Here is a 24,745-nt window from a genome sequence, read left to right on the forward strand (position 1 = left end):
GATGAAAGCCCATGCCTCACCTTACGGCCAGCGCCTGCTGCGCGGCCAGGTGCCGTCCTATGAGCGACTGCAGGCGCAACTGGCCGGCGATGGCAGCCAGCCCCACGACCAGCCGCGTTCGCTGCACTGCGGCTGGGGGCGGCTGCTGATCGGCCACACCTACCCCGACCCGGCCAGCCTGGCCAGCGCCCTGCTCGACGAACGCCCCGGCGAGCGCGACATTGCCCTGTACGTAGCGGCGCCGCAGCAGGTGCTGGCCCAGGCCCCGCAGCAATTGTTCCTCGACCCGTCCGACACCCTGCGCCTGTGGTTCAGCGACTACCGCCCGGCGCAACGGGTGTTTCGCGGTTTTCGTATCCGCCGGGCGCAGAGCGACAGCGACTGGCAGGCGATCAACGCCCTGTACCAGGCCCGCGGCATGCTGCCGATCGACCCCGAGTTGCTGACCCCGCGCCATCAGGGCGGGCCGGTGTACTGGCTGGCCGAAGACGAAGACAGCGGCGCGATCATCGGCAGCGTCATGGGCCTGAATCATCACAAGGCCTTTGCCGACCCGGAACACGGCAGCAGCCTCTGGTGCCTGGCGGTGGACCCACAGTGCACCCGCCCGGGTGTCGGCGAAGTGCTGGTGCGGCATTTGATCGAGCACTTCATGAGCCGCGGCCTGACCTGCCTCGACCTCTCGGTGCTGCACGACAACCGCCAGGCCAAACGCCTGTACGCCAAGCTGGGGTTTCGCAACCTGCCGACCTTCGCGGTCAAGCGCAAGAACGGCATCAACCAGCCGCTGTTCCTCGGCCCAGGCCCTGAAACCGGGCTCAACCCCTATGCGCGGATCATCGTCGAGGAGGCGTACCGGCGCGGTATCGAGGTGCAGGTCGACGATGCCGATGGCGGCCTGTTCACCCTTATCCATGGTGGTCGGCGGGTACGTTGCCGCGAGTCTCTGAGCGACCTGACCACGGCGGTGAGCATGACCCTGTGCCAGGACAAAAGCCTGACCCACAAGGTACTGAGCGCCGCAGGCTTGCAGGTGCCGGCGCAGCAACTGGCCGGCAATGCCGATGACAACCTGGCCTTCCTCGAAGACCACGGCGCGGTGGTGGTCAAGCCGCTGGACGGTGAGCAAGGCAACGGCGTGGCGGTAAACCTCAGCACCCTCGATGAAATCAGTGCAGCGGTAGAAAGCGCCCGACGCTTCGACAGCCGCGTGCTGCTGGAAAGCTTTCATGCCGGCCTCGACCTGCGCATCGTGGTCATCGGTTTCGACGTGGTCGCCGCCGCCATCCGCCACCCGGCGCAGATTGTCGGCGACGGCCAGCACGCCGTCGGCGCCCTGATCGAAGCCCAGAGCCGTCGGCGTCAGGCGGCAACGGGCGGTGAAAGCCGCATCCCCCTGGACCACGAAACCCAGCGCACCCTGCACGCTGCCGGGGTCGATTACGACAGCGTACTGCCTGCCGGCCAGCGCCTGGCTGTGCGCGGCACCGCCAACCTGCACACCGGCGGCTGCCTGGAGGACGTCACCGAGCGCCTGCACCCGGTGCTGGTCGACGCTGCCATCCGCGCCGCCCGCGCCCTGGACATCCCGGTGGTGGGCCTGGACCTGATGGTCAAGGCCGCCGACCAGCCCGACTACGTGTTCATCGAAGCCAATGAACGCGTCGGCCTGGCCAACCATGAACCGCAACCGACTGCCGAGCGCTTCGTCGACCTGTTGTTCCCCCACAGTCGACCCGCGCCATGAGCACAGGAGTTCGCATGCCCCAACAGCTTCCCGAACCGGACCTCACGTACTTGCAGAAAGTCCTGCTGGAAATGCTCGCCATTCCCAGCCCCACCGGATTTACCGACACCATTGTGCGCTATGTCGCCGAGCGCCTCGAGGAGCTCGGCATCCCCTTCGAACTGACCCGTCGCGGCACCATCCGCGCTACCCTCAAGGGCCGCAAGAGCTCGCCCGACCGGGCGGTGTCCGCCCATCTGGATACCATCGGCGCCAGCGTGCGGGCGATCCAGGACAACGGCCGGCTGTCGCTGGCGGCGGTGGGCTGCTGGTCCAGCCGCTTTGCCGAAGGCAGCCGCGTCAGCGTGTTCACCGACAGCGGCGTGCTGCGCGGCAGCGTGTTGCCGCTGATGGCCAGCGGCCACGCGTTCAACACCGCCATCGATCAGATGCCGGTCAGTTGGGAGCACATTGAGTTGCGCCTGGATGCCTACTGCACCACCCGCGCCGATTGCGAGTCGCTGGGCATCGGCATCGGTGACTTCGTCGCCTTCGACCCACTGCCCGAGTTCACCGAAAGCGGCCATATCAGCGCCCGCCACCTGGATGACAAAGCCGGTGTCGCGGCGCTGCTGGCGTCGCTCAAGGCCATTGTTGAAAGCGGCGCACAGCCGTTGATCGACTGCCACCCGCTGTTCACCATCACCGAAGAGACCGGCTCCGGCGCCGCTGCCGCCCTGCCCTGGGACGTCAGCGAGTTCGTCGGCATCGATATTGCCCCGGTCGCGCCCGGGCAACACTCCAGCGAACACGCGGTCAGCGTCGCCATGCAGGATTCGGCCGGCCCCTATGACTATCACCTGACGCGCCACTTGCTCAAACTTGCCCGCGAACACGAACTGCCGGCTCGCCGCGATGTGTTTCGCTACTACTTCAGCGACGCGCATTCGGCGATCACCGCCGGTCACGATATTCGCACCGCCCTGCTGGCCTTCGGTTGCGACGCCACCCATGGCTACGAACGCACGCACATCGACAGCCTGGCGGCGCTGAGCCGCCTGCTGACCGCCTACCTGCTCAGCCCGCCGGTGTTTGCCAGCGACTCGCAAGCCACCGGCAGTTCGCTGGAAAGTTTCAGCCACCAGCTTGAGCACGATGCACAGATGGAAAGCGATACCCGGGTGCCGGCCGTCGACAGCCTGGTCGGCAACAAAAACTAGCGCCTACACAGCCAGGACAGGTTTGGCGTAGCATGGCGCTACCTTTTCGCCAGACCTGTCCTGTTCATGCTGATTCCCTACGACCAACTGGAAGCCGAAACCCTCACCCGCTTGATCGAGGATTTCGTCACCCGCGACGGCACCGACAACGGTGACGACACCCCGCTGGAAACCCGCGTGCTGCGGGTGCGCCAGGCGCTGGCAAAAAAACAGGCGTTCATTCTGTTCGACCTTGAAAGCCAGCAATGCCAGCTGCTGGCCAAGCACGACGTGCCCAAGGAACTGCTCGACTGATTCAACCGGCCTGCTTGGCCAGTTGCTCGACGATACGCTTGTAGATCTCCGCCCGGTGCACCTCGATGTGCCGCGGCGCGCTGATGCCGAAGCGCACGGTGTTGCCGTCCACCGACAACACCTTGATCTTGATGTCATCGTCGATGGCGATGATTTCGCCTATTTCGCGGCCTATTACCAACATGCTCCGATCCTCCACAAATCAGGGAATTCGGAGACTGCACGGGGTGCCGGACGCCTTCAATGCTCCGACGGCGAATTAGACCCATCCCACTTAGCTGGGCGATTTTGCCTACAGATTTCTTGAGTTTTCGACCCTTCAGGCACTCTGCAAACGTGGCCCGAGGACGATGATGCTGGCCCCCAGCACGCACAACAACGCGCCGATCCAGTCAGTGCCCAGCGGCCGCGCCCGCTCGACCAGCGCCAGCCACAACAGCGAAGTGACGATGTAGATACCGCCATAGGCGGCATAGGCGCGCCCGGCATACGCCGCTTCGACCCGGGTGAGGATCAGCGCGAACAGGGTCAGGCTGAGCAAGGCCGGGGCAATCCACCAGGCGCTCTTGCCCAGGCGCAGCCACATGTAGAAGGCATAGCAACCGCCGATCTCGAAGATCGCCGCGAGGAAAAACCACAGGTAATTGATCACACCAGGTACTCAAGGCTGTTCAAAGGATGGCCAAGAATACCTGATGGCGACGCTCAAGCCTGGGACGGCCGCGCCTTGGCGCGCATTTTCTCGGCCATGCTGGCCATCTCGTCGTAGAGCATCTGCGGGTTGCGCTGCTTGAGCTTCCAGGCTTCGCGGCCCTGCTCATGAGGCAGGATCAGGAACTCGCCGGCGGCCACTTGCTGATGGATGTAGTCGGCGATATCGGCGGCGCTGATCGGCGAGCTTTCCAGCAGCTTGCCGACCTGGGCTTTCATCGCCGGGGTCGGGCCACGGAACGAGTCGAGCAGGTTGGTCTGGAAGAACGACGGGCACACCACGTGCACCGCGACCTCCTGCTGGCGCAGCTCGATCAGCAAGCTTTCCGACAGGGCCAGCACCCCGGCCTTGGCGACGTTGTAGTTGCTCATCGCCGGGCCTTGCATCAGGGCGGCCATCGAGGCGATGTTGATGATCCTGCCCTTGCTGCGCTCGAGCAGTGGCAGGAAAGCCTTGCAGCCCTTGACCACGCCCATCAGGTTGATTGCGATCTGCCAGTCCCAGTCCTCCAGCGACAGCTCGGCGAAAAACCCGCCCGAGGCCACCCCGGCGTTGTTGACGATCACATCGATGCCGCCGAACTTTTCTTCGCAGGCCTGGGCCAGGGCGGTGAGCTGACTGTAGTCACGCACATCGCAGCGCTGCACGAAACCGTCGGTGCCGGCCTCGCGTACCAGCGCCAGGGTTTGCTTGAGGCCGGCCTCGTTGACATCGGCCAGGGCCAGTTGCCAGCCCTCGCGCGCCCAGCGCAAGGCAATTTCGCGCCCAAGCCCCGAGCCGGCACCGGTAATCATCATGCGCTTTTGCATAGCAGCTGCCTTGTACTGTTCTGGAAAGTTCAGGCCAGTGTAGCGAAGCCAAGGCCGCCACCCTCGCAGTATCAGGATGCTGAATGGCCGGGGCAAACAGCGGTGAACGTGACTAATAAAGATGGGATAAAACTTTTAGCCACTGGCAGCAGTCGGAATTAACAGGCGGGCATGAAACACATGACCGAAGAGATGGATTGCAGCGTAACGCCTACTTCTCAAGCCAAACAAGGAAACTGCCATGGGCACCATACTTATCATCATCCTGATTCTGCTGTTGATCGGTGGCTTACCCGTCTTTCCGCACTCCAGAAGTTGGGGCTATGGGCCATCCGGCATCATCGGTACGGTGCTGATCATCCTGCTGATCCTGTTGTTGCTCGGCAAGATATAGAAAAGCTGCAAGCCATAAGCAGCAAGCCGCAAGTCAAAGCAGTACGCGTACGGCTTCAACTTGCGGCTTGTGACTTGGAGCTTGCAGCCAAAAAGGCAGCCAAAGGCTGCCTTTTTGCTTACTTAGTGAGACACCGCACCGCTGGCACCCAGGCCAGTCTGCGAGCGCACGAACTGCGGGAAGAACAGCGCACGTTCATCATCGGCGGCCTTGGACTTGTCGGTGATCGAGAAGAACCAGATACCGGTAAAGGCAATGATCATCGAGAACAGCGCCGGGTACTCGTACGGGTAGATCGCCTTCTCGTGGCCGAGGATCTGCACCCAGATGGTCGGGCCGAGGATCATCAGCGCCACGGCACTGATCAGGCCCATCCAGCCACCGATCATGGCGCCACGGGTGGTCAGTTTCTTCCAGTACATCGACAGCAGCAGTACCGGGAAGTTACAGCTGGCAGCGATGGAGAACGCCAGGCCGACCATGAAGGCGATGTTCTGGCTTTCAAACAGGATGCCCAGGCCGATCGCCAACACGCCAAGGGCGACGGTGGTGATCTTCGACACGCGGATCTCATCCTTCTCGTTGGCTTTGCCCTTCTTGATCACGCTGGCATACAGGTCGTGGGACACTGCCGAGGCACCGGCCAGGGTCAGGCCGGCAACCACCGCCAGGATGGTGGCGAAGGCCACTGCCGAGATGAAACCGAGGAACACGCTGCCACCCACGGCATCGGCCAGGTGCACCGCCGCCATGTTGTTGCCGCCGATCAGGGCGCCGGCAGCGTCCTTGAACTCAGGGTTGGTGCTGACCAGCAGGATCGCGCCGAAGCCGATGATGAAGGTCAGGATGTAGAAGTAGCCGATGAAACCGGTGGCGTACAGCACGCTCTTGCGCGCTTCCTTGGCGTCGCTGACAGTGAAGAAGCGCATCAGGATGTGCGGCAGGCCAGCGGTACCGAACATCAGCGCCAGGCCCAGCGAAAACGCCGAGATCGGATCTTTGACCAGCCCGCCCGGGCTCATGATCGCTTCACCTTTGGGGTGAACCTTGATCGCTTCGGAGAACAGCGCGTTGAAGTCGAAGTTGACGTGCTTCATCACCATCAGCGCCATGAAGCTGGCACCGGAGAGCAACAGCACGGCCTTGATGATCTGTACCCAGGTGGTCGCGAGCATGCCGCCGAACAGCACATACATGCACATCAGGATACCGACCAGGATCACCGCGACGTGGTAGTCCAGGCCGAACAGCAGCTGAATCAGCTTGCCGGCACCGACCATCTGCGCGATCAGGTAGAAGGCCACCACCACCAGCGAGCCCGAGGCCGACAGGGTGCGGATTTCCTTCTGCCCGAGGCGATACGAGGCGACGTCGGCAAAGGTGTACTTACCCAGGTTGCGCAGGCGCTCGGCGATCAGGAAGAGGATGATCGGCCAGCCGACCAGGAAGCCGATCGAGTAGATCAGGCCATCGTAACCGGAGGTGAACACCAGGGCGGAAATACCCAGGAAGGATGCGGCCGACATATAGTCGCCGGCAATCGCCAGGCCGTTCTGGAAACCGGTGATGCGCCCGCCGGCGGCATAGTAGTCGGAGGCGGACTTGTTGCGCTTGGACGCCCAGTAGGTGATGCACAGGGTGGCACCGACGAAGGCGACGAACATGACGATCGCCGAGACGTTCAAGGGTTGTTTCTGCACCGCGCCGGTGAGGGCGTCAGCGGCCCAGACGGCGGGTGCAAAAACGCCGAAGGCCAGGGTTGCCAGTAGACGCCGGATCATTGCTGAGCCTCCTTGAGGATCGCCTTGTTCATCTCGTCGAACTCGCCATTGGCGCGACGCACGTAGATGGCCGTGAGGATGAAAGCCGAGATGATCAGACCGACACCAAGGGGAATACCCCAGGTGATCGACGAGTCAGGGCTGAGCTTGGCACCGAGAATATGCGGGCCATAGGCAATCAACAGGATGAAGGCGGCGTAGAGACCGAGCATGATCGCCGAGAGAATCCAGGCGAAACGTTCGCGTTTTGAAACCAGCTCCTTGAACCGCGGGCTGTTTTGTATCGAGAGGTAAATGCTGTCGTTCATTGTTTTTGTCCTCGCAGCACAGATTAGGTAGTACCCACTCCACTTTATGCTGCCTTCGAACGCACTCCAGACGACCTTAGTCTTAGATGCAAAACTCTTTTACCGATTCGGTAACAGCCTGAAACGACAAGGGCCGCACCGGCGTTTCGCGGGTGCGGCCCTGGAAGGTGCCAGATAGAGGCTTTAGGCCATTATTTGCCGGTCCACTCGGCTACGCGCTCCGGGTGCTTGGCCACCCAGTCCTTGGCTGCGGCTTCAGGTTTTGCGCCCTCTTGAATGGCCAACATGACCTCACCGATTTCATCCTTGGACTGCCACTGGAATTTCTTCAGGAACGCCGCCACTTCCGGCGCCTTGCTGTCCAGTTCTTTGCTGCCAATGCTGTTGACGGTTTCGGCGGCGCCGTACACGCCTTTGGGGTCTTCGAGGAACTTGAGCTTCCACTTGGCGAACATCCAGTGCGGCACCCAGCCGGTCACCGCGATCGATTGCTGCTTGGCATAGGCGCGGCCAAGCTCTGCGGTCATCGCCGCGCCAGAGCTTGCCTGCAGTTTGTAGCCGGTGAGGTCGTAGTCCTTGATGGCCTGGTCGGTCTTGAGCATGACCCCGGAGCCTGCGTCGATGCCGACGATTTTCTGTTTGAAGCTGTCATCGGTCTTGAGGTCGGCCACCGAGCTGGCCTTGACGTATTCGGGGACGATCAGGCCGATCTTGGCATCCTTGAAGTTGGGGCCGTAGTCGACCACGTTGTCCTTGTTCTTGGTCCAGTATTCGCCATGGGTTACCGGCAACCAGGCCGAGAGCATGGCGTCGAGCTTGCCGGTAGCCACCCCCTGCCACATGATGCCGGTGGCCACGGCCTGCAGTTTGACGTCATAGCCGAGCTTCTGCCTGATGACTTCGGCGGCGACGTTGGTGGTCGCCACACTGTCGGACCAGCCATCGACATAGCCGATGCTCACTTCCTTGGCCAGCGCTTGCCCCGCGCCAATGGCCAGTACCAGGGCGGTGCCCACCCCCAGGAGTCGTCGCATTTTCATCCAAGCATCCCCTCGTCACGTCACGGAAGCTGCATCATCAACCGCGCATGGTCGCTGACCTGCTCTGGTAGCGACCTCGGGACAACGAGAAACGACATCACATCGCCAGCCATTGAAATCGATACATCAAGCAACACCCACCCTGACGATCTTTGTAGCCCAAGGCTTTGGCCGGCGCCATTTGCGGGTACTATTGACGGCTTTGTTTCCAGACGGTCTGTTCCATGTCCTCGACTGCGCGCTTCCCGCTATTACCCTACCTGTTCGCCTGCCTGCTGGGCCTGTTCGCCCTCGCAGGGCTGTGGTACGGCCTGGGCAAGCCGGTGGTGCTGCCGGATGCGGCCAGCGCGTCGCACAAGCTGCAGTGCGCCTCCTACACCCCGTTCGACAAGGACCAGTCGCCGTTCGACCAACCGTTCCAGCTGCGCCCGGCGCGCATGGACGCCGACCTGGCCTTGCTGGCCGAGCGTTTCGAGTGCATCCGCACCTACTCGATGACCGGCCTTGAGGCCATCCCCGACCTTGCCCGCAAGCATGGCCTGAAGGTGATGCTCGGCGCCTGGATCAACGCCAACCCGGTGGATTCGCAAAAAGAGGTCAAGGCCCTGATCGCCTCGGCCAATGCCAACCCGGATGTGGTCAAGGCGGTGATCGTCGGCAACGAAACCCTGCTGCGCAAGGAAGTCACCGGCCCGCAACTGGCGGCGCTGATCAACCAGGTGAAAAGCCAGGTCAGCGTGCCGGTGACCTACGCCGATGTCTGGGAGTTCTGGCTGCAACACCCCGAGATCGCTCCGGCGGTGGACTTCCTGACCATCCACCTGCTGCCCTACTGGGAAGATGACCCGAAGAGCATCGACGATGCCCTGGTGCACGTCGGCGAGATCCGCCAGGTGTTCGGCAACCGCTTCGCGCCCAAGGAGATCGTCATTGGCGAAACCGGCTGGCCGAGCGAAGGCCGCCAGCGCGAAACCGCCCTGCCCAGCCGGGTCAACGAGGCACGCTTCATTCGCGGCTTCGTCGCCATGGCCGAACAGCACGGCTGGCAGTACAACCTGATCGAAGCTTTCGACCAGCCCTGGAAACGTGCCAGCGAAGGCGCCGTGGGCGGCTACTGGGGCCTGTATGACGCCGACCGCCAGGACAAGGGCATCCTTGAAGGGCCGGTGAGCAACCTGGCGTTCTGGCCGCAGTGGCTGGGCGCAGGTGTCGTGCTGTTCGCCGCCACCCTGCTGCTGGCCGGGCGCGTACGCGGCACTCGCAGCGCTTTGCTGTTGCCACTGCTGGCGGCCCTGGCTGCGGCCAGCCTGGGCCTGTGGGGCGAACAGTTGCGCATCAACAGCCGCTTTGTCGGCGAGTGGGTCTGGGCGATTGTGCTGGTGGGCCTGAACCTGCTGGTGCTCGCCCATGCTGCGCTGGCCTTGTCGCAACGCCAGGGCTGGCGCCAGCGGGCCTTCGCCTGGCTCCAAGCGCGTGGCGGCTGGTGGTTGCTGGCGGCCGGTTTTGCCGCGGCGGTGAGCATGCTGGCGCTGGTGTTCGACCCGCGTTATCGCAGCTTCCCCAGCCCCGCCTTGCTGTTGCCGGCAGTGGTGTACCTGCTGCGGCCGGTGGCGGCACGCCGGGGCGAAGCGGCCTTGCTGGCGTTGATCATCGGCGCCGGCATCGCCCCGCAGCTGTACCGTGAAGGGCTGAGCAACCAGCAGGCGCTGGTCTGGGCCGGGGTGAGCGTGCTGATGGTGGCGGCGTTGTGGCGTAGCTTGCGGGTTCGGGTTCAGCAGTGAACCATCGCGGGGCAAGTCGGATCGCCGCACCGCCGCTCCCACAGAGATCACTGTAGGAGCGGCGGTGCGACGACTCGACTTGACCCGCGATAAGACAACTAACGCCGTACCAGCCGCAACCCCGCCAGCACCACGGCAAACACGGCAATGCTCGCGGTGTACAGCACCAATGCCGGCACCCCGCACACCAGTGCCGCCACCGCCAGGCGCCAACCCGCGCGCCCTGGCACCAGCATGGCCAGCAGTGCCAGGCCCAGGGCCGACCAGGCCACGATCCTGAAGTGAATCATCAACCCCATCAGCGAACGCGCCTGGCAGCCCCACAGTTGTGCCTGGTCGGTGCAGGTCGCCACCCAGTGGGCATCTTCCATCAGCACATAACGCAGCCCATAGCTTGCCGCCAGCCACAAGGGCAGAAACACCAGCAATGCGATCAGCGGTAAACGGCGGGACATGCGACACTCCAGAAACATGAAAATCGGCGCCCAGCATAATCGTCCGGGGCGTCTATGCAAGGCAAAAGCGCCAGCCTCAGCTACTTTGTCCTGTAGATAAATGGAACCAATTGTTGCGAATCCTCATTGGACGGCGGCAACATCTGGGACGATAAATGCCGGAGCGCCAGGCAACTTTGCCGGGGCCACCATGGTCCTAGCCTGCGTAACGCACTTTGCTGCTGCATTTTTGGGGATCCGTCATGCTTCGTTCTCTGCGCCTCGCTGCCCTGTTGGGTGGCTTTATCTCGAGTGCGTGCGCTTGGGCACAAACCATCGACGCGGCCAGTTACGGCTATCCGTTGACCAACCCGTTCGAGGCGACCATCGCCACGACGCCGCCGGAGCTACGCCCGGAGCTGCCTAGCGACGACGACATCACCCAGTCCGACTACAGCCTGAACATGCGCCCGGAACGGGCCTTCACCCTGCCCGACAATTTCTGGCCGGTGAAAAAGCTCAAGTATCGCCTGGCCCGCCAGGACCACGAGGCGCCGCTGATTTTCCTGATTGCCGGCACCGGCGCGCCCTACTCCAGCAGCATCAACGAGTACCTGAAAAAGCTCTACTACAAGGCTGGCTACCACGTGGTGCAGTTGTCATCGCCGACCAGCTTCGACTTCATCACCGCCGCCTCGCGCTACGCCACCCCAGGGGTGACCAAGGAAGACGCCGAAGACCTTTACCGGGTGATGCAGGGCGTGCGCGCTCAGCACCCGCGCCTGCCGGTCAGCGAGTACTACCTCAGCGGCTACAGCCTCGGCGCCCTGGATGCGGCGTTTGTCAGCCACCTGGATGAAACCCGGCGCAGCTTCAACTTCAAGCGCGTGCTGCTGCTCAACCCGCCGGTCAACCTCTACACCTCGATCAGCAACCTCGACAAGCTGGTGCAGACCGAGGTCAAGGGCGTCAACAACAGCACCACCTTCTATGAGCTGGTGCTCAACAAGCTGACCCGCTACTTCCAGCAGAAGGGCTACATCGACCTCAACGATGCGCTGCTGTACGACTTCCAGCAGTCACGCCAGCACCTGTCCAACGAGCAGATGGCAATGGTCATCGGCACCTCGTTCCGTTTCTCGGCGGCCGATATCGCCTTTACCTCCGACCTGATCAACCGCCGCGGCCTGATCATCCCGCCCAAGTACCCGATCACCGAAGGCAGTAGCCTCACGCCGTTCTTCAAGCGCGCGTTGCAATGCGACTTCGACTGCTACCTGACCGAGCAGGTGATCCCCATGTGGCGTGCCCGCACCGACGGCGGCAGCCTGTTGCAACTGGTCGACCAGGTCAGCCTCTACGCGCTCAAGGACTACCTGCAACAGAGCCCGAAAATCGCCGTGATGCACAACGCCGACGACGTCATCCTCGGCCCTGGCGACCTGGGCTTCCTGCGCAGCGCCTTCGGCGATCGCCTGACCCTGTACCCCCACGGCGGCCATTGCGGCAACCTCAATTATCGCGTCAACAGCGACGCCATGCTGGAGTTCTTCCGTGGTTAAACGCCTACTGATCATTAGCGCGCTGCTGGCCTGCGGCCTGGCCCAGGCGGCTGAAGAAACCGCACCGCGCGCCAGCGTCATCGAAGCCGATCCGGTCGATGCCGATGGCTTCACCGAACCGCTCAAGGCACTCAAGTTCAACCCCGGCCTGGACCAGCGCGAATTCGAACGCTCGACCCTGGCGGCGCTGAACGTCTACGACCCGCTGGAATCGATGAACCGGCGCATCTACCACTTCAACTACCGCTTCGACCAATGGGTGTTCCTGCCGGTGGTCAACGGCTACCGCTACATCACCCCGCACTTTGTGCGCAGCGGCGTGAGCAACTTCTTCAGTAACGTCGGCGATGTGCCGAACCTGCTCAACAGCCTGCTGCAGCTCAAGGGCAAGCGCTCGATGGAAATCACCGCGCGCCTGCTGCTCAACACCACCATCGGCGTCGCCGGCCTGTGGGACCCGGCAAGCAAAATGGGCCTGCCGCACCAGAGCGAGGATTTCGGCCAGACCCTGGGCTTCTACGGCGTGCCGGAAGGCCCATACCTGATGCTGCCGATCATCGGCCCGTCGAACCTGCGCGATACCGGTGGCCTGGCGGTGGACTATGGCGCCGAGAACTGGATCAACTTCCTCAACGTCGCCGAAGTCAGCAGCAACCATCCGGAAGTCTGGGTACTGCGCGCCGTCGACAAGCGCTACACCACCAGCTTCCGCTATGGCCAGCTCAACTCGCCGTTCGAGTACGAGAAGGTGCGCTACGTCTACACCGAGGCGCGCAAGCTGCAGATCGCCGAGTAAGCGCCCTCAGCTGGGCGCCGGCAGGCCAAGAAAGCCGCACAGCTCGCGGCGCTTGGCCAGGGCGTCGCGGCGCCCGAGTTCGATCAGCTCGCTGCAATAGCCGGCTTCGAACAGCAGGTAGCTGAGCACCCCGGCGCCGCTGGTTTTGGTCGCCCCCGGGCCGCGCAGAAACAGCCGCAGCGCCGCCGGCAACTCACGTCGGTGGCGCGCGGCGATCTCGTCCAGCGGCTGGCTGGGCGCAACCACCAGCACCTCGACCGGCGCCAGGCCCAGGCGCCGGCGCTCGAGGTGTTCGGGCATCAGGTGGCTAAGGTGGTTGAGCCGCTGCAGCAGCTCGATATCGTCTTCCAGGCTGTCAATGAAGGTGCTGTTGAGCATGTGCCCGCCGATCTGTGCCAGGCTCGGCTGCTGGCCGCTGAAGATGCGCTGGCGCATTTCGCCTTCATGGGGCCGCTGCGGGTTGCCGCTGACCCCGACCACCAGTACCCGGCTGGCGCCCAGGTGCAGGGCCGGGCTGATCGGCGCCGACTGGCGCACCGCGCCATCACCGAAGAATTCCTCACCGAGCTTGACCGGAGCGAACAGCAAGGGGATCGCCGAGCTGGCCAACAGGTGCTCGACGCTCAGGCGGGTCGGCAGGCCGATACGCCGGTGGCGCAGCCAGGGGTCGATGGCGCCCTTGCCCTGGTAGAAGGTCACCGCCTGGCCGGACTCGTAGCCAAAGGCCGTCACCGCCACCGCGCGCAGGTGCTGCTGCTCGATGGCGTGGCCGATGCCGTTGAGGTCCAGGTGCTGGCTGAGCAGTGTGCGCAACGGCGAGCTGTCGAGCAGCGCCACCGGAACCGGCGCGCCGAGACCAAGCAGGCTGTGGCCGACGAAGCGGCTGGCCTGGCGGATCACCCCGGGCCAGTCGCTGCGCAGCACCTGATGGCTGCGAAAGCCCTGCCAGAAACTGGTCAGGCGGCGGATCGCGTCAGCAAAATGAGTGGCGCCGCTGGCCAGGGTCACGGCATTGATGGCGCCGGCCGAGGTGCCGACGATCACCGGAAAGGGGTTGGCGGCACCGGGCGGCAGCAGATCGGCAATGCCGGCCAGCACACCGACCTGGTAGGCGGCGCGGGCGCCGCCGCCAGAGAGGATCAAGCCGGTGATCGGTTCAGCCATTTTACCTTCCTGGATTTTTGGTGAATTCATCGCCGGTCAAGCCCGCTCCCACAGATAGTTGTGGGAGCGGCGGTGCGACGACTCGACTTGACCCGCGATAGCCTCAACGCCGTTTTTCGTAGAGCTTCGGCGCCCCCGGCGGACGCGACTTGAAGCGCCGATGCGCCCACAGGTACTGCTCCGGGCATTCGCGCAGCGCCGTTTCGATCCACTGGTTGATGCGCAGGCAGTCGGCCTCTTCGGTCTCACCAGGGAAGTCCGCAAGCGGCGGATGAATCACCAGCCGGTAACCGCTGCCATCGGCCAGGCGCTGCTGGGTGAAGGGGATCACCCGTGCCTTGCCCAGGCGGGCGAACTTGGTGGTGGCGGTGACGGTCGCCGCTTCGATGCCGAACAGCGGCACGAACAGGCTCTGCTTGGCGCCGTAGTCCTGGTCGGGTGCGTACCAGATGGCACGGCCGGCGCGCAGCAGCTTGAGCATGCCGCGCACGTCCTCGCGCTCTACCGCCAGCGAATCGAGGTTGTGCCGCTCGCGGCCACGGCGCTGGATGAAGTCGAACACCGGGTTGCCGTGCTCGCGGTACATGCCGTCGATGGTGTGTTCCTGCCCCAGCAGCGCGGCGCCGATCTCCAGGGTGGTGAAGTGCAGGGCCATGAGGATGGCACCCTGGCCATCACGCTGGGCGGCCTGCAGGTGCTCGAGCCCTTCGATGTGCGCCAGGCGCGCCAACCGGGCCTTTGGCCACCACCAGCTCATGGCCATTTCGAAGAAGGCGATGCCGGTGGAAGCGAAATTTTCCTTGAGCAGGCGCTGCCGTTCGACGGACGGTAGCTCGGGGAAACACAGTTCCAGGTTGCGCGCCGCGATGTAGCGGCGTTCGCCGGCCACCAGGTACATCAGCGCCCCCAGGGCACGGCCGATCACCAGCAAGGCCCGGTACGGCAGCTGCACGATCAGCCACAACAGGCCCAGGCCCAGCCACAGCGGCCAGAAGCGCGGGTGCAGAAAGTAACGACGAAAACGCGGGCGATCCATTAAAGATTCCGGAAAGACAAGGGCCGGGCATTCTACAACGGTTCGGCACGGGTTGCGGCCAACCGGTGTTCTCGTTATAAGTCTGGGCACTTTTTCGTAACAAGCCGCCCTAATGCAGACCATGAGCCAAACCCAAACGCCAGACCAAGACCCCGTGTTCCAGCTCAAGGGCAGCATGCTCGCCATTACCGTGCTCGAGCTCGCCAGGAACAACCTCGAAGGCCTCGACCGGCAGTTGGCGGCCAAGGTCGCCCAGGCGCCGAATTTCTTCAGCAATACCCCGCTGGTACTGGCCCTGGACAAGCTCCCGGCCGGCGAAGGCGCGGTCGACTTGCCCGGGCTGATGCGCGTCTGCCGCCATCACGGCCTGCGCACCCTGGCCATCCGCGCCAGCCGTATCGAAGACATTGCCGCGGCGATCGCCATCGACCTGCCGGTGCTGCCGCCCTCCGGTGCCCGTGAGCGGCCGCTGGAGCCGGAGCCGGAAGTGAAGAAGCCCGAGCCTGCGCCCGCCCCCGTGGCGCCGCCGGAGCCGGCCATCCGCCCGACCAAGATCATCACCACCCCGGTACGCGGCGGCCAGCAGATCTACGCTCAGGGTGGCGATCTGGTAGTAGTGTCGTCGGTCAGCCCGGGCGCGGAACTTCTCGCCGATGGCAACATCCATGTGTACGGTGCAATGCGTGGGCGGGCACTGGCCGGGATCAAGGGCAATACCCGGGCGCGGATCTTCTGCCAGCAGCTGACCGCCGAGATGGTCTCGATCGCCGGGCAATACAAGGTCTCCGAAGACCTGCGCCGCGATCCGCTGTGGGGGGCCGGGGTACAGGTCAGCCTGTCCGGTGACGTGTTGAACATCACCCGTCTTTAACGGATACTTGCCGCCATTTTCTGCGCAACTTTTTTCGATGTTGCCGTTTTTTGTATTTTTTGGGACTCGACGTCCTTTTCTTTAGGGGTGAAACACCTTGGCCAAGATTCTCGTGGTTACATCCGGCAAGGGTGGTGTGGGTAAGACCACCACCAGCGCCGCTATTGGTACCGGCCTCGCACTGCGCGGCCACAAGACTGTCATCGTCGACTTCGACGTCGGCCTGCGTAACCTCGACCTGATCATGGGCTGCGAACGCCGCGTGGTGTACGACTTCGTCAACGTCGTCAACGGCGAAGCCAACCTGCAGCAAGCGCTGATCAAGGACAAGCGCCTTGAGAACCTCTACGTGCTGGCCGCCAGCCAGACCCGCGACAAGGACGCGCTGACCCAGGAAGGCGTGGAAAAAGTCCTGATGCAGCTCAAAGAGGACTTCGAATACGTGGTCTGCGACTCGCCGGCCGGTATCGAGAAAGGCGCCCACTTGGCCATGTACTTCGCTGACGAAGCGATCGTCGTGACCAACCCGGAAGTCTCCTCGGTACGTGACTCGGACCGTATGCTGGGCCTGCTGGCGAGCAAATCGCGCCGCGCCGAACGCAACGAAGACCCGATCAAGGAACACCTGCTGATCACCCGCTACCACCCGGAGCGCGTCAGCCAGGGCGAAATGCTCGGCGTCGAAGACGTCAAGGAAATCCTCTCGGTGGCCCTGCTGGGCGTGATCCCTGAATCCCAGGCGGTGCTCAAGGCATCCAACCAGGGCGTACCGGTCATCCTTGACGACCAGAGCGATGCTGGCCAGGCCTATAGCGATACCGTTGACCGCCTGCTGGGCAAAAACGTGGAACATCGGTTCCTTGATGTGAAGAAGAAGGGATTCTTCGAGCGCCTGTTTGGAGGCAACTAACCAATGAACCTTTTTGACTTCTTTCGTGCCAGCAAAAAAGTAAGCACCGCCTCGGTCGCGAAAGAGCGTCTACAGATCATCGTGGCGCACGAGCGCGGTCAGCGCAGTACTCCGGACTACCTGCCAGCCCTGCAGAAGGAACTGGTGGAAGTGATCCGCAAGTACGTCAACATCGGCTCCGATGATGTGCAGGTCGCTCTGGAGAACCAGGGCAGCTGCTCGATCCTCGAACTCAACATCACCCTGCCCGATCGCTGATAGCGTTTTCGGGCACCCTGTGGGAGCGGGCTTGACCCGCGATTGCGATCTGCCAGTCATATCGCGTCGCGGGTCAAGCCCGCTCCCACAGCTATTTTGGAACACGCAATGCCGCTGTCCAACGTACACATCCTGCATGAAGATGACGCCATCCTGGTGATCAACAAGCCGACCCTACTGCTGTCCGTACCGGGCCGGGCCGAAGACAACAAGGATTGCCTGATCACCCGCCTGCAGGAAAACGGCTACCCTGATGCCCTGATCGTCCACCGCCTGGACTGGGAAACCTCGGGGATCATCCTCCTGGCCCGCGACGCCGACAGTCATCGCGAACTGTCCCGGCAGTTCCACGACCGCGAAACCGAGAAGGCCTACACCGCACTGTGCTGGGGCCAGCCGCAGCTCGACAGCGGCAGCATCGACCTGCCGCTGCGCTACGACCCGCCGACCAAGCCACGGCACGTGGTCGACCATGAGCAGGGCAAGCATGCCCTGACCTTCTGGCGCATCGTCGAGCGCTGTGGCGATCATTGCCGGGTCGAGCTGACGCCGATCACCGGGCGCTCGCACCAGTTGCGCGTGCACATGCTGTCGATCGGTCATCCGTTGCTGGGTGATCGCCTGTATGCCTGCCCCGAGGCGCTGGCGGCCCATGAGCGGCTGTGCCTGCATGCAAGCATGCTGAGCTTTACCCACCCGGTGTCCGGGGAGCGGTTGCGCTTCGAGTGTCCGGCGCCGTTTTGACGGCGCCAGCGGCAAGCTTCAAGCTTCAAGCTTCAAGCAGTCACCCTGCATTGAGTTGCGCCGCCTCTTGCAGCTTGCAGCTTGCAGCTCACCCGCTAAAATGCCGCCACTGCTGTCTGGAGTGACCTATGCGCGATGCACTGAATCAAGGCCTGATCGACTTCCTCAAGGCCTCCCCTACGCCGTTCCATGCCACCGCCGCCCTGGCCCAGCGCCTCGATGCCGCCGGTTACCAGCGCCTGGACGAGCGCGACAGCTGGGCCACCGTGGCCGGCGGTCGCTACTACCTGACCCGCAACGATTCCTCGATCATCGCCTTCAAGCTCGGCCGTCACTCGCCGCTGCTCGACGGCATCCGCCTGGTCGGCGCCCACACCGACAGCCCGTGCCTGCGGGTCAAGCCGCAGCCCGAACTGCAGCGCCAGGGCTTCTGGCAACTGGGCGTGGAAGTCTACGGTGGCGCCCTGCTGGCGCCGTGGTTCGACCGTGACCTGTCGCTGGCCGGGCGGGTAACCTTCCGCCGTGACGGCAAGGTCGAAAGCCAGCTGGTCGATTTCAAGCTGCCGATCGCGGTGATTCCGAACCTGGCGATCCACCTCAATCGCACCGCCAACGAAGGCTGGGCGATCAACCCGCAGACCGAGCTGCCGCCGATCCTGGCCCAGGTGGCTGGTGACGAGCGCGTCGATTTTCGTGCCCTGCTTACCGACCAGCTGGCCCGCGAGCACGGCCTGAACGCCGATGTGGTGCTGGACTACGAACTGAGCTTCTACGACACCCAGAGCGCCGCCCTGATTGGCCTGCATGGCGAGTTCATCGCCGGCGCACGCCTGGACAACCTGCTGTCGTGCTATGCCGGCCTGCAGGCGCTGCTCAACGCCGACAGCGATGAAACCTGCGTGCTGGTGTGCAACGACCACGAAGAGGTGGGTTCCTGCTCGGCCTGTGGCGCCGACGGGCCGATGCTCGAACAGACCCTGCGCCGCCTGCTGCCCGACGGCGACGACTTCGTCCGCGCGATCCAGCGCTCGCTGCTGGTCTCGGCCGACAACGCCCACGGCGTGCACCCCAACTATGCCGAGAAGCACGACGGCAATCACGGGCCCAAGCTCAATGCCGGCCCGGTGATCAAGGTCAACAACAACCAGCGCTACGCCACCAACAGCGAAACCGCCGGCTTCTTCCGCCACCTGTGCATGGCCGAGGAAGTACCGGTGCAAAGCTTCGTGGTGCGCAGCGACATGGGTTGCGGCTCGACCATCGGCCCGATCACCGCCAGCCACCTGGGCGTGCGCACCGTCGACATCGGCCTGCCGACCTTCGCCATGCACTCGATCCGCGAGCTGTGCGGCAGCCAGGACCTGGCGCACCTGGTGAAAGTGCTGACGGCGTTCTATCGCAGTCGCGATTTGCCTTGATGAAAGCATCGCGGGTCAAGTCGACCCGCGATGAGGCCCGCCAGCCTGACCCCGATCAACCCCTAGCCGGCGAATCCCGCTATGCTTGAGCCATAACTCTCAAGTAAGGACCTTGCCGCATGTCAGCCTTTGCCTCTCTGTTCCTTCCGGTCATCGCCGGCCTGATCCTGCTGACCGTAGGCTTCAACCTGCGCGATCGCAATATCGGCGTGTTGATGATGTGGGTCGGCACCCTGGGCATGATCGGCATCATGTGCTGGAAGATCCTCGAGAAACTCAACTGACAAATACACTACACTCGGGCGATTGATCGTTTTGAGGTTGATTGTCCGGTGCCTGTCTTTTTCCGCGTTTTTCTCCTGCTCCTGCCCTTGCTCTTCGTTGCGCCCGCGCACGCCGCCGGCCTGCCGGGCCTGCTCGGCGGCGGCAGCAAGGCCCAGCCCGAAGCTAGCGAACCCCTGGGCCAGTCACTGGACGAAGTCATCAAGAGCCTGGAGAACGACCAGCAGCGGGCCAAGCTGCTGGCCGACCTGAAAAAGCTGCGCGACAGCACCAAACAGGCGCAACCCAGCGCCGAACAAGGCGTACTGGGCCTTATCGGCACGACCTTCGGCGAGCTGGAAAAACAGTTCAGCGGTGAGGCCAGCCCGTTCAACCGCTGGACCCGCGAGCTGGAGCTGGCGCAGATCGAGCTCGACGCCCGCCTGGTGCCCTGGCACGAATGGCCACCGATCCTCTTTGGCTTTGCCGCGATCATCGCCCTGTGGAGCCTGCTGGCCTACGCCCTGAACTGGGTCGGCCACCAGGTCCGGCTGCGCTTTGGCCTGACCGAAGAACTGCCACAACACCCGCGCACCTGGGACCTGGTGCGCTTCGCCTTGCGCAAGCTCGGGCCCTGGCTGGTGGCGCTGGTGATCACCGTGTACCTGAGCTTTGCCCTGCCCTCGTCACTGGGCAAGTCGATGGCCATGGTCCTGGCCTACGCGCTGGTGGTCGGTACCTGCTTCTCGGCAATCTGCGTCATCGCCTTCTCCCTGCTTGACGGCCCGCACCGCCACCGCGCCCTGCACATCCTGCGCCACCAGGCGTTCCGCCCGCTGTGGCTGATTGGCAGCTTCGCCGCCTTCGGCGAGGCCATGAACGACCCGCGCATGGCCAGCGCCCTGGGCGATCACCTCTCGCACACCCTGGCGACCCTGGCCAACATCCTCGCCGGGCTGTCGACCGGGTTGTTCATCCTGCGCTTTCGCCGGCCCATCGCCCACCTGATCCGCAACCAGCCGCTGTCACGACGGCTGACCCGCCGGGCCTTGAGCGACACCATCGAAATCCTTGGCACTTTCTGGTACCTGCCGGCGCTGGTGCTGGTGGCGATTTCGCTGTTTGCCACGTTCATTTCCGCCGGCGACACCAGCACTGCCCTGCGCCAGTCACTGATGTGCACGGTGCTGCTGATCTTGTGCATGGTCATCAACGGCCTGGTCCGTCGCCACGGGCTCAAGCCGCAACGGGCCAACCGCCGCCAGGCGGTGTACTCGGAGCGCTTGCGCAGCTTTGGCTACACCCTGGTGCACCTGGGCATCTGGCTGGTGTTCATCGAACTTGGCTTGCGCGTCTGGGGCTTTTCGCTGATCACCTTCACCGAGGGCGAAGGCCATGAGGTGGCGGTGCGCCTGTTCGGCCTGGCCGGCACCCTGATCGCCGCCTGGCTGGTGTGGATTCTCGCCGACACCGCCGTGCACCACGCCCTCACCCGCTCGCGCAAAGGCCTGGCCAACGCTCGTGCGCAAACCATGATGCCGCTGATCCGCAACGTGCTGTTCGTGACGATCTTCATCATTGCGGTGATCGTCGCCCTGGCCAACATGGGCATGAACGTCACCCCGCTGCTGGCCGGTGCCGGTGTCATCGGCCTGGCCATCGGTTTTGGCGCGCAATCGCTGGTCGCCGACCTGATCACCGGGCTGTTCATCATCATCGAAGACTCCCTGGCCATCGATGATTACGTCGATGTCGGCGGCCACCTGGGCACGGTCGAGGGCCTGACCATCCGTACCGTGCGCCTGCGCGATATCGACGGCATCGTCCACACCATCCCGTTCAGCGAGATCAAGAGCATCAAGAACTACTCCCGCGAGTTCGGCTACGCGATCTTTCGCGTGGCCATCCCGCACAGCATGAACATCGACCAGGCAATCACCCTGATCCGCGATGTCGGGCAGAAGATGCGCAACGACCCGCTGATGCGCCGCAACATCTGGTCGCCGCTGGAGCTGCAAGGGGTGGAGAGCTTCGAGTCGGGTTCGGCGATCCTGCGTGCGCGCTTCAAGACCGCGCCGATCAAGCAGTGGGAAGTGTCGCGAGCCTTCAACCTGGCGCTCAAGCGCCAGCTCGACGAATCCGGCCTGGACCTGGCTACCCCGCGCCTGAGCGTGCAGGTGATCACCGCCGACGCCAGCACACCGTTCAGCGAAAGCCCGCCCAAGTCCTAACCGGCTTGAGCCTTGATGCGGATTGCGTCATGGCGCCAGTACTCAAGGTCACAGTCGATCAGCCGCCCGTGCTGGTCGCTGTTGACCCGGGTAATGTGCAGGCCGGGGCTACCGGCCGACACTTTAAGCGCCAGCGCTGCCGCTACCGGCAAGGCGGTCGGCAGGATCTCGAAGCGCACCCGTCCGTACTCGATGCCGTAGTGGCCGGCATACAACTCGGTCAGCGAGCGGCTCAGGTCGTGCTCAAGAATGCCCGGGAAGTATTCGGGGTTCAGGTAGTGCTCGGCATACAGCACCGCCCGGCCATCGATCCGGCGTAACCGGCAGATCTGGATCACGCTCGACAGCGGCGCCAGTTGCAGCCGCGCACACACCGCTGCCGCTGCTGGCTGCAGGCGCGCCGACAACAACTCGGTACGCGCCTCGCGGCCCTGCTCGCGGACCATGGCATGAAAGTGGCTGCGCTCGATCAGGTCGTAGGTCAGGCGCTCGGGCGCGACGAACCAGCCGCGGCGTTCCTCGCGGTAAATCAAACCCCGCGCCTCCAGTTGCACCAGCGCCTCACGCAGGGTGATGCGCGTGGTGTCGAACACCTCGCTGAGCTTGCGCTCGGCCGGTAGCTTGCAGCCGGGCGACAGGAGGCCATGCTCGATCTGCTCCTGCAGGGCATGACAGATGGCTGTTACTGCTCGCGGTGGCAGTGGCTGCATCAAAGGTTACCTATCTGGACTAGTCCAGCCCCGGTAGCGCCCCAATCTGGCGCCGTAGGGCTATGAGAATAGTGCAAGCCTAGGCACTGCAGATGAATGCCAGATGACAGTGAGGGTGGTCTACGCTTGATTTCCAGGGGCAAAAGCCCGGCCGGGGCAATGCCTGGACATCAAATTGTCATGCAACAGGCCTACCTTGGCTCAGGTATTGCTGACCTAGACCAACCGAACCGCAACAACGTCCAACAACACCTTTTGCGTTTTGTACGGCACCCATCAAGGAGCTTCGGATGAAAAAGCTTTTTCTGGCGTCACTGTTAGGCTCGAGTATCGCGATGTGCACAGCGGCCATGGCCGCCGACACTGACCTCAAGGCCCTCGAGGACGCCGCCCGCAAGGAAGGCGTAGTCAACAGCGTGGGCATGCCCGATGCCTGGGCCAACTGGAAAGGCACCTGGGACGACCTGGCGACAAAATACGGCCTCAAGCACATGGACACCGACATGAGCTCGGCCCAGGAAGTGGCCAAGTTCGACGCCGAAAAAGACAACGCCAGCGCCGACATCGGTGACGTCGGCGCCGCCTTCGGCCCGATCGCGGTGGCCAAGGGCGTGACCAAGCCGTACAAGCCAAGCACCTGGGAGCAGGTCCCGGACTGGGCCAAGGACAAAGACGGCCACTGGGCCCTGGCCTATACCGGCACCATTGCCTTCATCATCAACAAGCAACTGGTGAAGGAGGCAGACATCCCGAAAACCTGGCATGACCTGGAAAAGGGCAAGTACAAGGTCGCCATCGGTGACGTCGGCACCGCCGCCCAGGCTGCCAACGGTGTTCTGGCCGCTGCCATCGCCTATAAAGGCGACGAGAGCAACATCGAACCAGGCCTGCAGCTGTTCACCAAGCTGGCCCAGCAAAAACGCCTGTCGCTGGCCAACCCGACCATCCAGACCCTGGAGAAGGGCGAGATCGAAGTCGGCGTGGTCTGGGACTTCAACGGCCTGAGCTACCGCCAGCAGATCGACCCGAAACGCTTCGAGGTGCTGATCCCGTCTGACGGTTCAGTGATGTCCGGTTACACCACCATCATCAACAAGTACGCAAAAAACCCCAACGCCGCCAAGCTGACCCGCGAGTACATCTTCAGCGATGCCGGGCAGATCAACCTGGCCAAGGGGCATGCCCGGCCGATCCGTGCCGAGCACCTGAAACTGCCGGCTGAGGTACAGGCCAAACTGCTGCCCAACGAGCAGTACAGCGCCGCGCAGCCGATCAAGAATGCCGAAGCCTGGGAAGCGACCTCCAAGGCCCTGCCGCAGAAGTGGCAGGAGCAAGTGATCATCGAGATGGAGTGAACCCATCGCGGGTCAAGTCGGATCGCCGCACCGCCGCTCCCACGGAGATCCCTGTGGGAGCGGCGGTGCGACGACTCGACTTGACCCGCGATGCGGCCACCACATAACCCGGAGATACCATGAACCACAACGTCATCCTGGTCCTGCTCGATGGCCTCAACCATCAGGTCGCGCACCACGCCATGGGCCATCTGCATGCCTATGTCGAAGCCGACCGTGCAGCGCTTTACCGGGTCGAATGCGAGCTGCCGTCGTTGTCACGGCCGCTGTACGAATGCATCCTCACCGGGGTCGCGCCGATCGACAGCGGCATCGTCCACAACAACGTCAACCGCCTGTCCAACCAGCGCAGCGTGTTCCACTACGCCCGCGAGGCCGGCCTGGGCACGGCCGCGGCGGCCTATCACTGGATGAGCGAGCTGTACAACCGCTCGCCCTTCGACCCGCTGCGCGACCGCCACACCCACGCCCCCAAGCTGCCGATCCAGCACGGGCTGTTCTATTACGCCGACCACTACCCCGATTCGCACCTGTTCGCCGACGCCGAGTACCTGCGCCGCCGTCATGCACCGAATTTTCTCCTGGTGCACCCGATGAACATCGACGACGCCGGCCACCGCCACGGCCTGGACAGCAGCCAGTACCGCAACAGCGCGCGCAGCGCCGATATCCTTCTGGCCGATTACCTGCGCACCTGGCTCGAAGAGGGCTATCAGGTATTGGTGACCGCCGACCACGGCATGAACAACGACCGCTCGCACAACGGCCTGCTGGCCGAAGAGCGCGAAGTGCCGCTGTTCGTCTTTGGCCAGGCGTTCAGCCTCGACCCGGCGGCCAAGCCGCTGCAGACCGAACTGTGTGGCACCATTTGCGAGTTGCTCGGCGTGCCCCACGACAAGCCGGTGTGCCGGGAGCTGCTCAAGTGAATTC

At 63.6% G+C, this 24,745-nt stretch carries 26 protein-coding genes; 16 read left to right on the forward strand and 10 right to left on the reverse strand.

The window, feature by feature from the left end:
* The first annotated feature begins 1 nt into the window (after position 1).
* The 3 genes from ngg to ACZ9A3_RS16770 all read left to right on the forward strand — a co-directional run bounded on the left by ngg (position 2) and on the right by ACZ9A3_RS16770 (position 3,240).
* On the forward strand, positions 2-1,747 hold the full coding sequence (ngg, locus tag ACZ9A3_RS16760; RefSeq protein WP_045195425.1) for an N-acetylglutaminylglutamine synthetase: 1,746 nt from the start codon (positions 2-4) through the stop codon (positions 1,745-1,747).
* Positions 1,748-1,761: 14 nt separating this feature from the next.
* Entirely contained in the window at positions 1,762-2,946 is a 1,185-nt protein-coding gene (locus ACZ9A3_RS16765) for an osmoprotectant NAGGN system M42 family peptidase (protein ID WP_045195427.1), read from the forward strand.
* A gap of 66 nt (positions 2,947-3,012) precedes the next feature.
* The gene (locus ACZ9A3_RS16770; RefSeq protein WP_045195429.1) at positions 3,013-3,240 is read left to right on the forward strand and encodes a YheU family protein; all 228 of its coding nucleotides are present in this window, start codon (positions 3,013-3,015) and stop codon (positions 3,238-3,240) included.
* 1 nt (position 3,241) lies between these two features.
* On the opposite strand, the gene csrA is transcribed toward ACZ9A3_RS16770, so the two are convergent.
* From csrA to ACZ9A3_RS16785, 3 genes are all read right to left on the reverse strand, one after another.
* The gene (gene csrA, locus ACZ9A3_RS16775; RefSeq protein WP_045195430.1) at positions 3,242-3,424 is read right to left on the reverse strand and encodes a carbon storage regulator CsrA; all 183 of its coding nucleotides are present in this window, start codon (positions 3,422-3,424) and stop codon (positions 3,242-3,244) included.
* Positions 3,425-3,559: 135 nt separating this feature from the next.
* Positions 3,560-3,892 (reverse strand): YnfA family protein, encoded by a 333-nt coding sequence (locus ACZ9A3_RS16780; protein ID WP_045195432.1) that lies wholly within the window; start codon positions 3,890-3,892, stop codon positions 3,560-3,562.
* Positions 3,893-3,945: 53 nt separating this feature from the next.
* Entirely contained in the window at positions 3,946-4,761 is an 816-nt protein-coding gene (locus ACZ9A3_RS16785) for an SDR family oxidoreductase (RefSeq protein WP_093380391.1), read from the reverse strand.
* Positions 4,762-5,002: 241 nt separating this feature from the next.
* Between ACZ9A3_RS16785 and ACZ9A3_RS16790 the strand changes: the two genes are divergently transcribed.
* The gene (locus tag ACZ9A3_RS16790) at positions 5,003-5,155 is read left to right on the forward strand and encodes a DUF3309 family protein (RefSeq protein WP_010224169.1); all 153 of its coding nucleotides are present in this window, start codon (positions 5,003-5,005) and stop codon (positions 5,153-5,155) included.
* 122 nt (positions 5,156-5,277) lie between these two features.
* Here the strand turns inward: ACZ9A3_RS16790 and ACZ9A3_RS16795 are convergent, their stop codons facing one another.
* The 3 genes from ACZ9A3_RS16795 to ACZ9A3_RS16805 all read right to left on the reverse strand — a co-directional run bounded on the left by ACZ9A3_RS16795 (position 5,278) and on the right by ACZ9A3_RS16805 (position 8,284).
* Positions 5,278-6,936 (reverse strand): cation acetate symporter, encoded by a 1,659-nt coding sequence (locus ACZ9A3_RS16795; RefSeq protein WP_045195438.1) that lies wholly within the window; start codon positions 6,934-6,936, stop codon positions 5,278-5,280.
* A complete protein-coding gene (locus ACZ9A3_RS16800; RefSeq protein ID WP_038994010.1) occupies positions 6,933-7,244 on the reverse strand; it encodes a DUF485 domain-containing protein in 312 nt (103 codons plus the stop codon). The genes ACZ9A3_RS16795 and ACZ9A3_RS16800 overlap by 4 nt, the downstream gene beginning before the upstream one ends.
* 191 nt (positions 7,245-7,435) lie before the next feature.
* Positions 7,436-8,284, reverse strand: coding sequence for a glycine betaine ABC transporter substrate-binding protein (locus ACZ9A3_RS16805; RefSeq protein WP_045195441.1), 849 nt, complete (start codon positions 8,282-8,284; stop codon positions 7,436-7,438).
* A gap of 224 nt (positions 8,285-8,508) precedes the next feature.
* Between ACZ9A3_RS16805 and ACZ9A3_RS16810 the strand changes: the two genes are divergently transcribed.
* Complete coding sequence (locus tag ACZ9A3_RS16810) at positions 8,509-10,065, forward strand: glycoside hydrolase family 17 protein (protein ID WP_213603496.1); 1,557 nt, start codon at positions 8,509-8,511, stop codon at positions 10,063-10,065.
* A gap of 98 nt (positions 10,066-10,163) precedes the next feature.
* Here ACZ9A3_RS16810 and ACZ9A3_RS16815 read toward each other — a convergent pair whose 3' ends face one another.
* Complete coding sequence (locus ACZ9A3_RS16815) at positions 10,164-10,520, reverse strand: hypothetical protein (protein ID WP_093380385.1); 357 nt, start codon at positions 10,518-10,520, stop codon at positions 10,164-10,166.
* A gap of 242 nt (positions 10,521-10,762) precedes the next feature.
* On the opposite strand from ACZ9A3_RS16815, the gene ACZ9A3_RS16820 reads away from it, so the two are divergent.
* Both ACZ9A3_RS16820 and ACZ9A3_RS16825 read left to right on the forward strand, forming a co-directional pair.
* Positions 10,763-12,061: a hypothetical protein gene (locus ACZ9A3_RS16820; protein ID WP_045195447.1), complete on the forward strand. Its 1,299-nt coding sequence runs from the start codon at positions 10,763-10,765 to the stop codon at positions 12,059-12,061.
* Entirely contained in the window at positions 12,054-12,857 is an 804-nt protein-coding gene (locus tag ACZ9A3_RS16825; protein WP_045195448.1) for an MlaA family lipoprotein, read from the forward strand. The genes ACZ9A3_RS16820 and ACZ9A3_RS16825 overlap by 8 nt, the downstream gene beginning before the upstream one ends.
* 6 nt (positions 12,858-12,863) lie before the next feature.
* Here the strand turns inward: ACZ9A3_RS16825 and ACZ9A3_RS16830 are convergent, their stop codons facing one another.
* Positions 12,864-14,021 carry a patatin-like phospholipase family protein gene (locus ACZ9A3_RS16830; RefSeq protein WP_045195450.1) on the reverse strand — a complete coding sequence of 386 codons (1,158 nt, stop codon included), beginning with the start codon at positions 14,019-14,021 and terminating at the stop codon, positions 12,864-12,866.
* Between the two features lie 103 nt (positions 14,022-14,124).
* Positions 14,125-15,057, reverse strand: coding sequence for a lipid A biosynthesis lauroyl acyltransferase (locus ACZ9A3_RS16835; protein WP_045195451.1), 933 nt, complete (start codon positions 15,055-15,057; stop codon positions 14,125-14,127).
* 121 nt (positions 15,058-15,178) lie between these two features.
* On the opposite strand from ACZ9A3_RS16835, the gene minC reads away from it, so the two are divergent.
* From minC to ACZ9A3_RS16870, 7 genes are all read left to right on the forward strand, one after another.
* Complete coding sequence (minC, locus tag ACZ9A3_RS16840; protein ID WP_093387360.1) at positions 15,179-15,928, forward strand: septum site-determining protein MinC; 750 nt, start codon at positions 15,179-15,181, stop codon at positions 15,926-15,928.
* A 97-nt stretch (positions 15,929-16,025) separates the two neighbouring features.
* The gene (gene minD, locus ACZ9A3_RS16845) at positions 16,026-16,838 is read left to right on the forward strand and encodes a septum site-determining protein MinD (RefSeq protein WP_045195453.1); all 813 of its coding nucleotides are present in this window, start codon (positions 16,026-16,028) and stop codon (positions 16,836-16,838) included.
* A 3-nt stretch (positions 16,839-16,841) separates the two neighbouring features.
* Entirely contained in the window at positions 16,842-17,096 is a 255-nt protein-coding gene (minE, locus tag ACZ9A3_RS16850; protein ID WP_010224188.1) for a cell division topological specificity factor MinE, read from the forward strand.
* A gap of 108 nt (positions 17,097-17,204) precedes the next feature.
* Complete coding sequence (locus ACZ9A3_RS16855; RefSeq protein WP_093380382.1) at positions 17,205-17,840, forward strand: RluA family pseudouridine synthase; 636 nt, start codon at positions 17,205-17,207, stop codon at positions 17,838-17,840.
* A 128-nt stretch (positions 17,841-17,968) separates the two neighbouring features.
* Entirely contained in the window at positions 17,969-19,258 is a 1,290-nt protein-coding gene (locus ACZ9A3_RS16860) for a M18 family aminopeptidase (RefSeq protein ID WP_045195457.1), read from the forward strand.
* 119 nt (positions 19,259-19,377) lie between these two features.
* Entirely contained in the window at positions 19,378-19,542 is a 165-nt protein-coding gene (locus ACZ9A3_RS16865) for a hypothetical protein (protein WP_176794228.1), read from the forward strand.
* Positions 19,543-19,590: 48 nt separating this feature from the next.
* The gene (locus ACZ9A3_RS16870) at positions 19,591-21,750 is read left to right on the forward strand and encodes a mechanosensitive ion channel family protein (protein WP_093380379.1); all 2,160 of its coding nucleotides are present in this window, start codon (positions 19,591-19,593) and stop codon (positions 21,748-21,750) included.
* On the opposite strand, the gene phnR is transcribed toward ACZ9A3_RS16870, so the two are convergent.
* Positions 21,747-22,460, reverse strand: coding sequence for a phosphonate utilization transcriptional regulator PhnR (gene phnR / locus ACZ9A3_RS16875; RefSeq protein ID WP_213603493.1), 714 nt, complete (start codon positions 22,458-22,460; stop codon positions 21,747-21,749). The genes ACZ9A3_RS16870 and phnR overlap by 4 nt on opposite strands.
* 290 nt (positions 22,461-22,750) lie before the next feature.
* Here phnR and ACZ9A3_RS16880 point away from each other — a divergent pair, with 290 nt between their 5' ends.
* Positions 22,751-23,815: an ABC transporter substrate-binding protein gene (locus ACZ9A3_RS16880; RefSeq protein WP_476252927.1), complete on the forward strand. Its 1,065-nt coding sequence runs from the start codon at positions 22,751-22,753 to the stop codon at positions 23,813-23,815.
* A gap of 119 nt (positions 23,816-23,934) precedes the next feature.
* Positions 23,935-24,741 (forward strand): alkaline phosphatase family protein, encoded by an 807-nt coding sequence (locus ACZ9A3_RS16885; protein WP_093380371.1) that lies wholly within the window; start codon positions 23,935-23,937, stop codon positions 24,739-24,741.
* Positions 24,742-24,745: the final 4 nt, after the last annotated feature.

It is taken from the genome of Pseudomonas sp. TE4620 (genome assembly GCF_056279045.1).

Bases quoted from the DNA above. Each gene is read 5' to 3' on its own strand.
- ACZ9A3_RS16830 (WP_045195450.1), bottom strand. From the start codon at position 14,021: ATGGCTGAACCGATCACCGGCTTGATCCTCTCTGGCGGCGGCGCCCGC.
- ACZ9A3_RS16820 (WP_045195447.1), top strand. From the start codon at position 10,763: ATGCTTCGTTCTCTGCGCCTCGCTGCCCTGTTGGGTGGCTTTATCTCG.
- minC (WP_093387360.1), top strand. From the start codon at position 15,179: ATGAGCCAAACCCAAACGCCAGACCAAGACCCCGTGTTCCAGCTCAAG.
- ACZ9A3_RS16865 (WP_176794228.1), top strand. From the start codon at position 19,378: ATGTCAGCCTTTGCCTCTCTGTTCCTTCCGGTCATCGCCGGCCTGATC.
- ACZ9A3_RS16835 (WP_045195451.1), bottom strand. From the start codon at position 15,057: ATGGATCGCCCGCGTTTTCGTCGTTACTTTCTGCACCCGCGCTTCTGG.
- ACZ9A3_RS16815 (WP_093380385.1), bottom strand. From the start codon at position 10,520: ATGTCCCGCCGTTTACCGCTGATCGCATTGCTGGTGTTTCTGCCCTTG.
- ACZ9A3_RS16855 (WP_093380382.1), top strand. From the start codon at position 17,205: ATGCCGCTGTCCAACGTACACATCCTGCATGAAGATGACGCCATCCTG.
- ngg (WP_045195425.1), top strand. From the start codon at position 2: ATGAAAGCCCATGCCTCACCTTACGGCCAGCGCCTGCTGCGCGGCCAG.
- ACZ9A3_RS16800 (WP_038994010.1), bottom strand. From the start codon at position 7,244: ATGAACGACAGCATTTACCTCTCGATACAAAACAGCCCGCGGTTCAAG.
- ACZ9A3_RS16795 (WP_045195438.1), bottom strand. From the start codon at position 6,936: ATGATCCGGCGTCTACTGGCAACCCTGGCCTTCGGCGTTTTTGCACCC.
- ACZ9A3_RS16790 (WP_010224169.1), top strand. From the start codon at position 5,003: ATGGGCACCATACTTATCATCATCCTGATTCTGCTGTTGATCGGTGGC.
- ACZ9A3_RS16810 (WP_213603496.1), top strand. From the start codon at position 8,509: ATGTCCTCGACTGCGCGCTTCCCGCTATTACCCTACCTGTTCGCCTGC.
- ACZ9A3_RS16785 (WP_093380391.1), bottom strand. From the start codon at position 4,761: ATGCAAAAGCGCATGATGATTACCGGTGCCGGCTCGGGGCTTGGGCGC.
- ACZ9A3_RS16805 (WP_045195441.1), bottom strand. From the start codon at position 8,284: ATGAAAATGCGACGACTCCTGGGGGTGGGCACCGCCCTGGTACTGGCC.
- csrA (WP_045195430.1), bottom strand. From the start codon at position 3,424: ATGTTGGTAATAGGCCGCGAAATAGGCGAAATCATCGCCATCGACGAT.
- ACZ9A3_RS16880 (WP_476252927.1), top strand. From the start codon at position 22,751: ATGAAAAAGCTTTTTCTGGCGTCACTGTTAGGCTCGAGTATCGCGATG.
- ACZ9A3_RS16765 (WP_045195427.1), top strand. From the start codon at position 1,762: ATGCCCCAACAGCTTCCCGAACCGGACCTCACGTACTTGCAGAAAGTC.
- ACZ9A3_RS16770 (WP_045195429.1), top strand. From the start codon at position 3,013: ATGCTGATTCCCTACGACCAACTGGAAGCCGAAACCCTCACCCGCTTG.
- minE (WP_010224188.1), top strand. From the start codon at position 16,842: ATGAACCTTTTTGACTTCTTTCGTGCCAGCAAAAAAGTAAGCACCGCC.
- ACZ9A3_RS16860 (WP_045195457.1), top strand. From the start codon at position 17,969: ATGCGCGATGCACTGAATCAAGGCCTGATCGACTTCCTCAAGGCCTCC.
- ACZ9A3_RS16885 (WP_093380371.1), top strand. From the start codon at position 23,935: ATGAACCACAACGTCATCCTGGTCCTGCTCGATGGCCTCAACCATCAG.
- phnR (WP_213603493.1), bottom strand. From the start codon at position 22,460: ATGCAGCCACTGCCACCGCGAGCAGTAACAGCCATCTGTCATGCCCTG.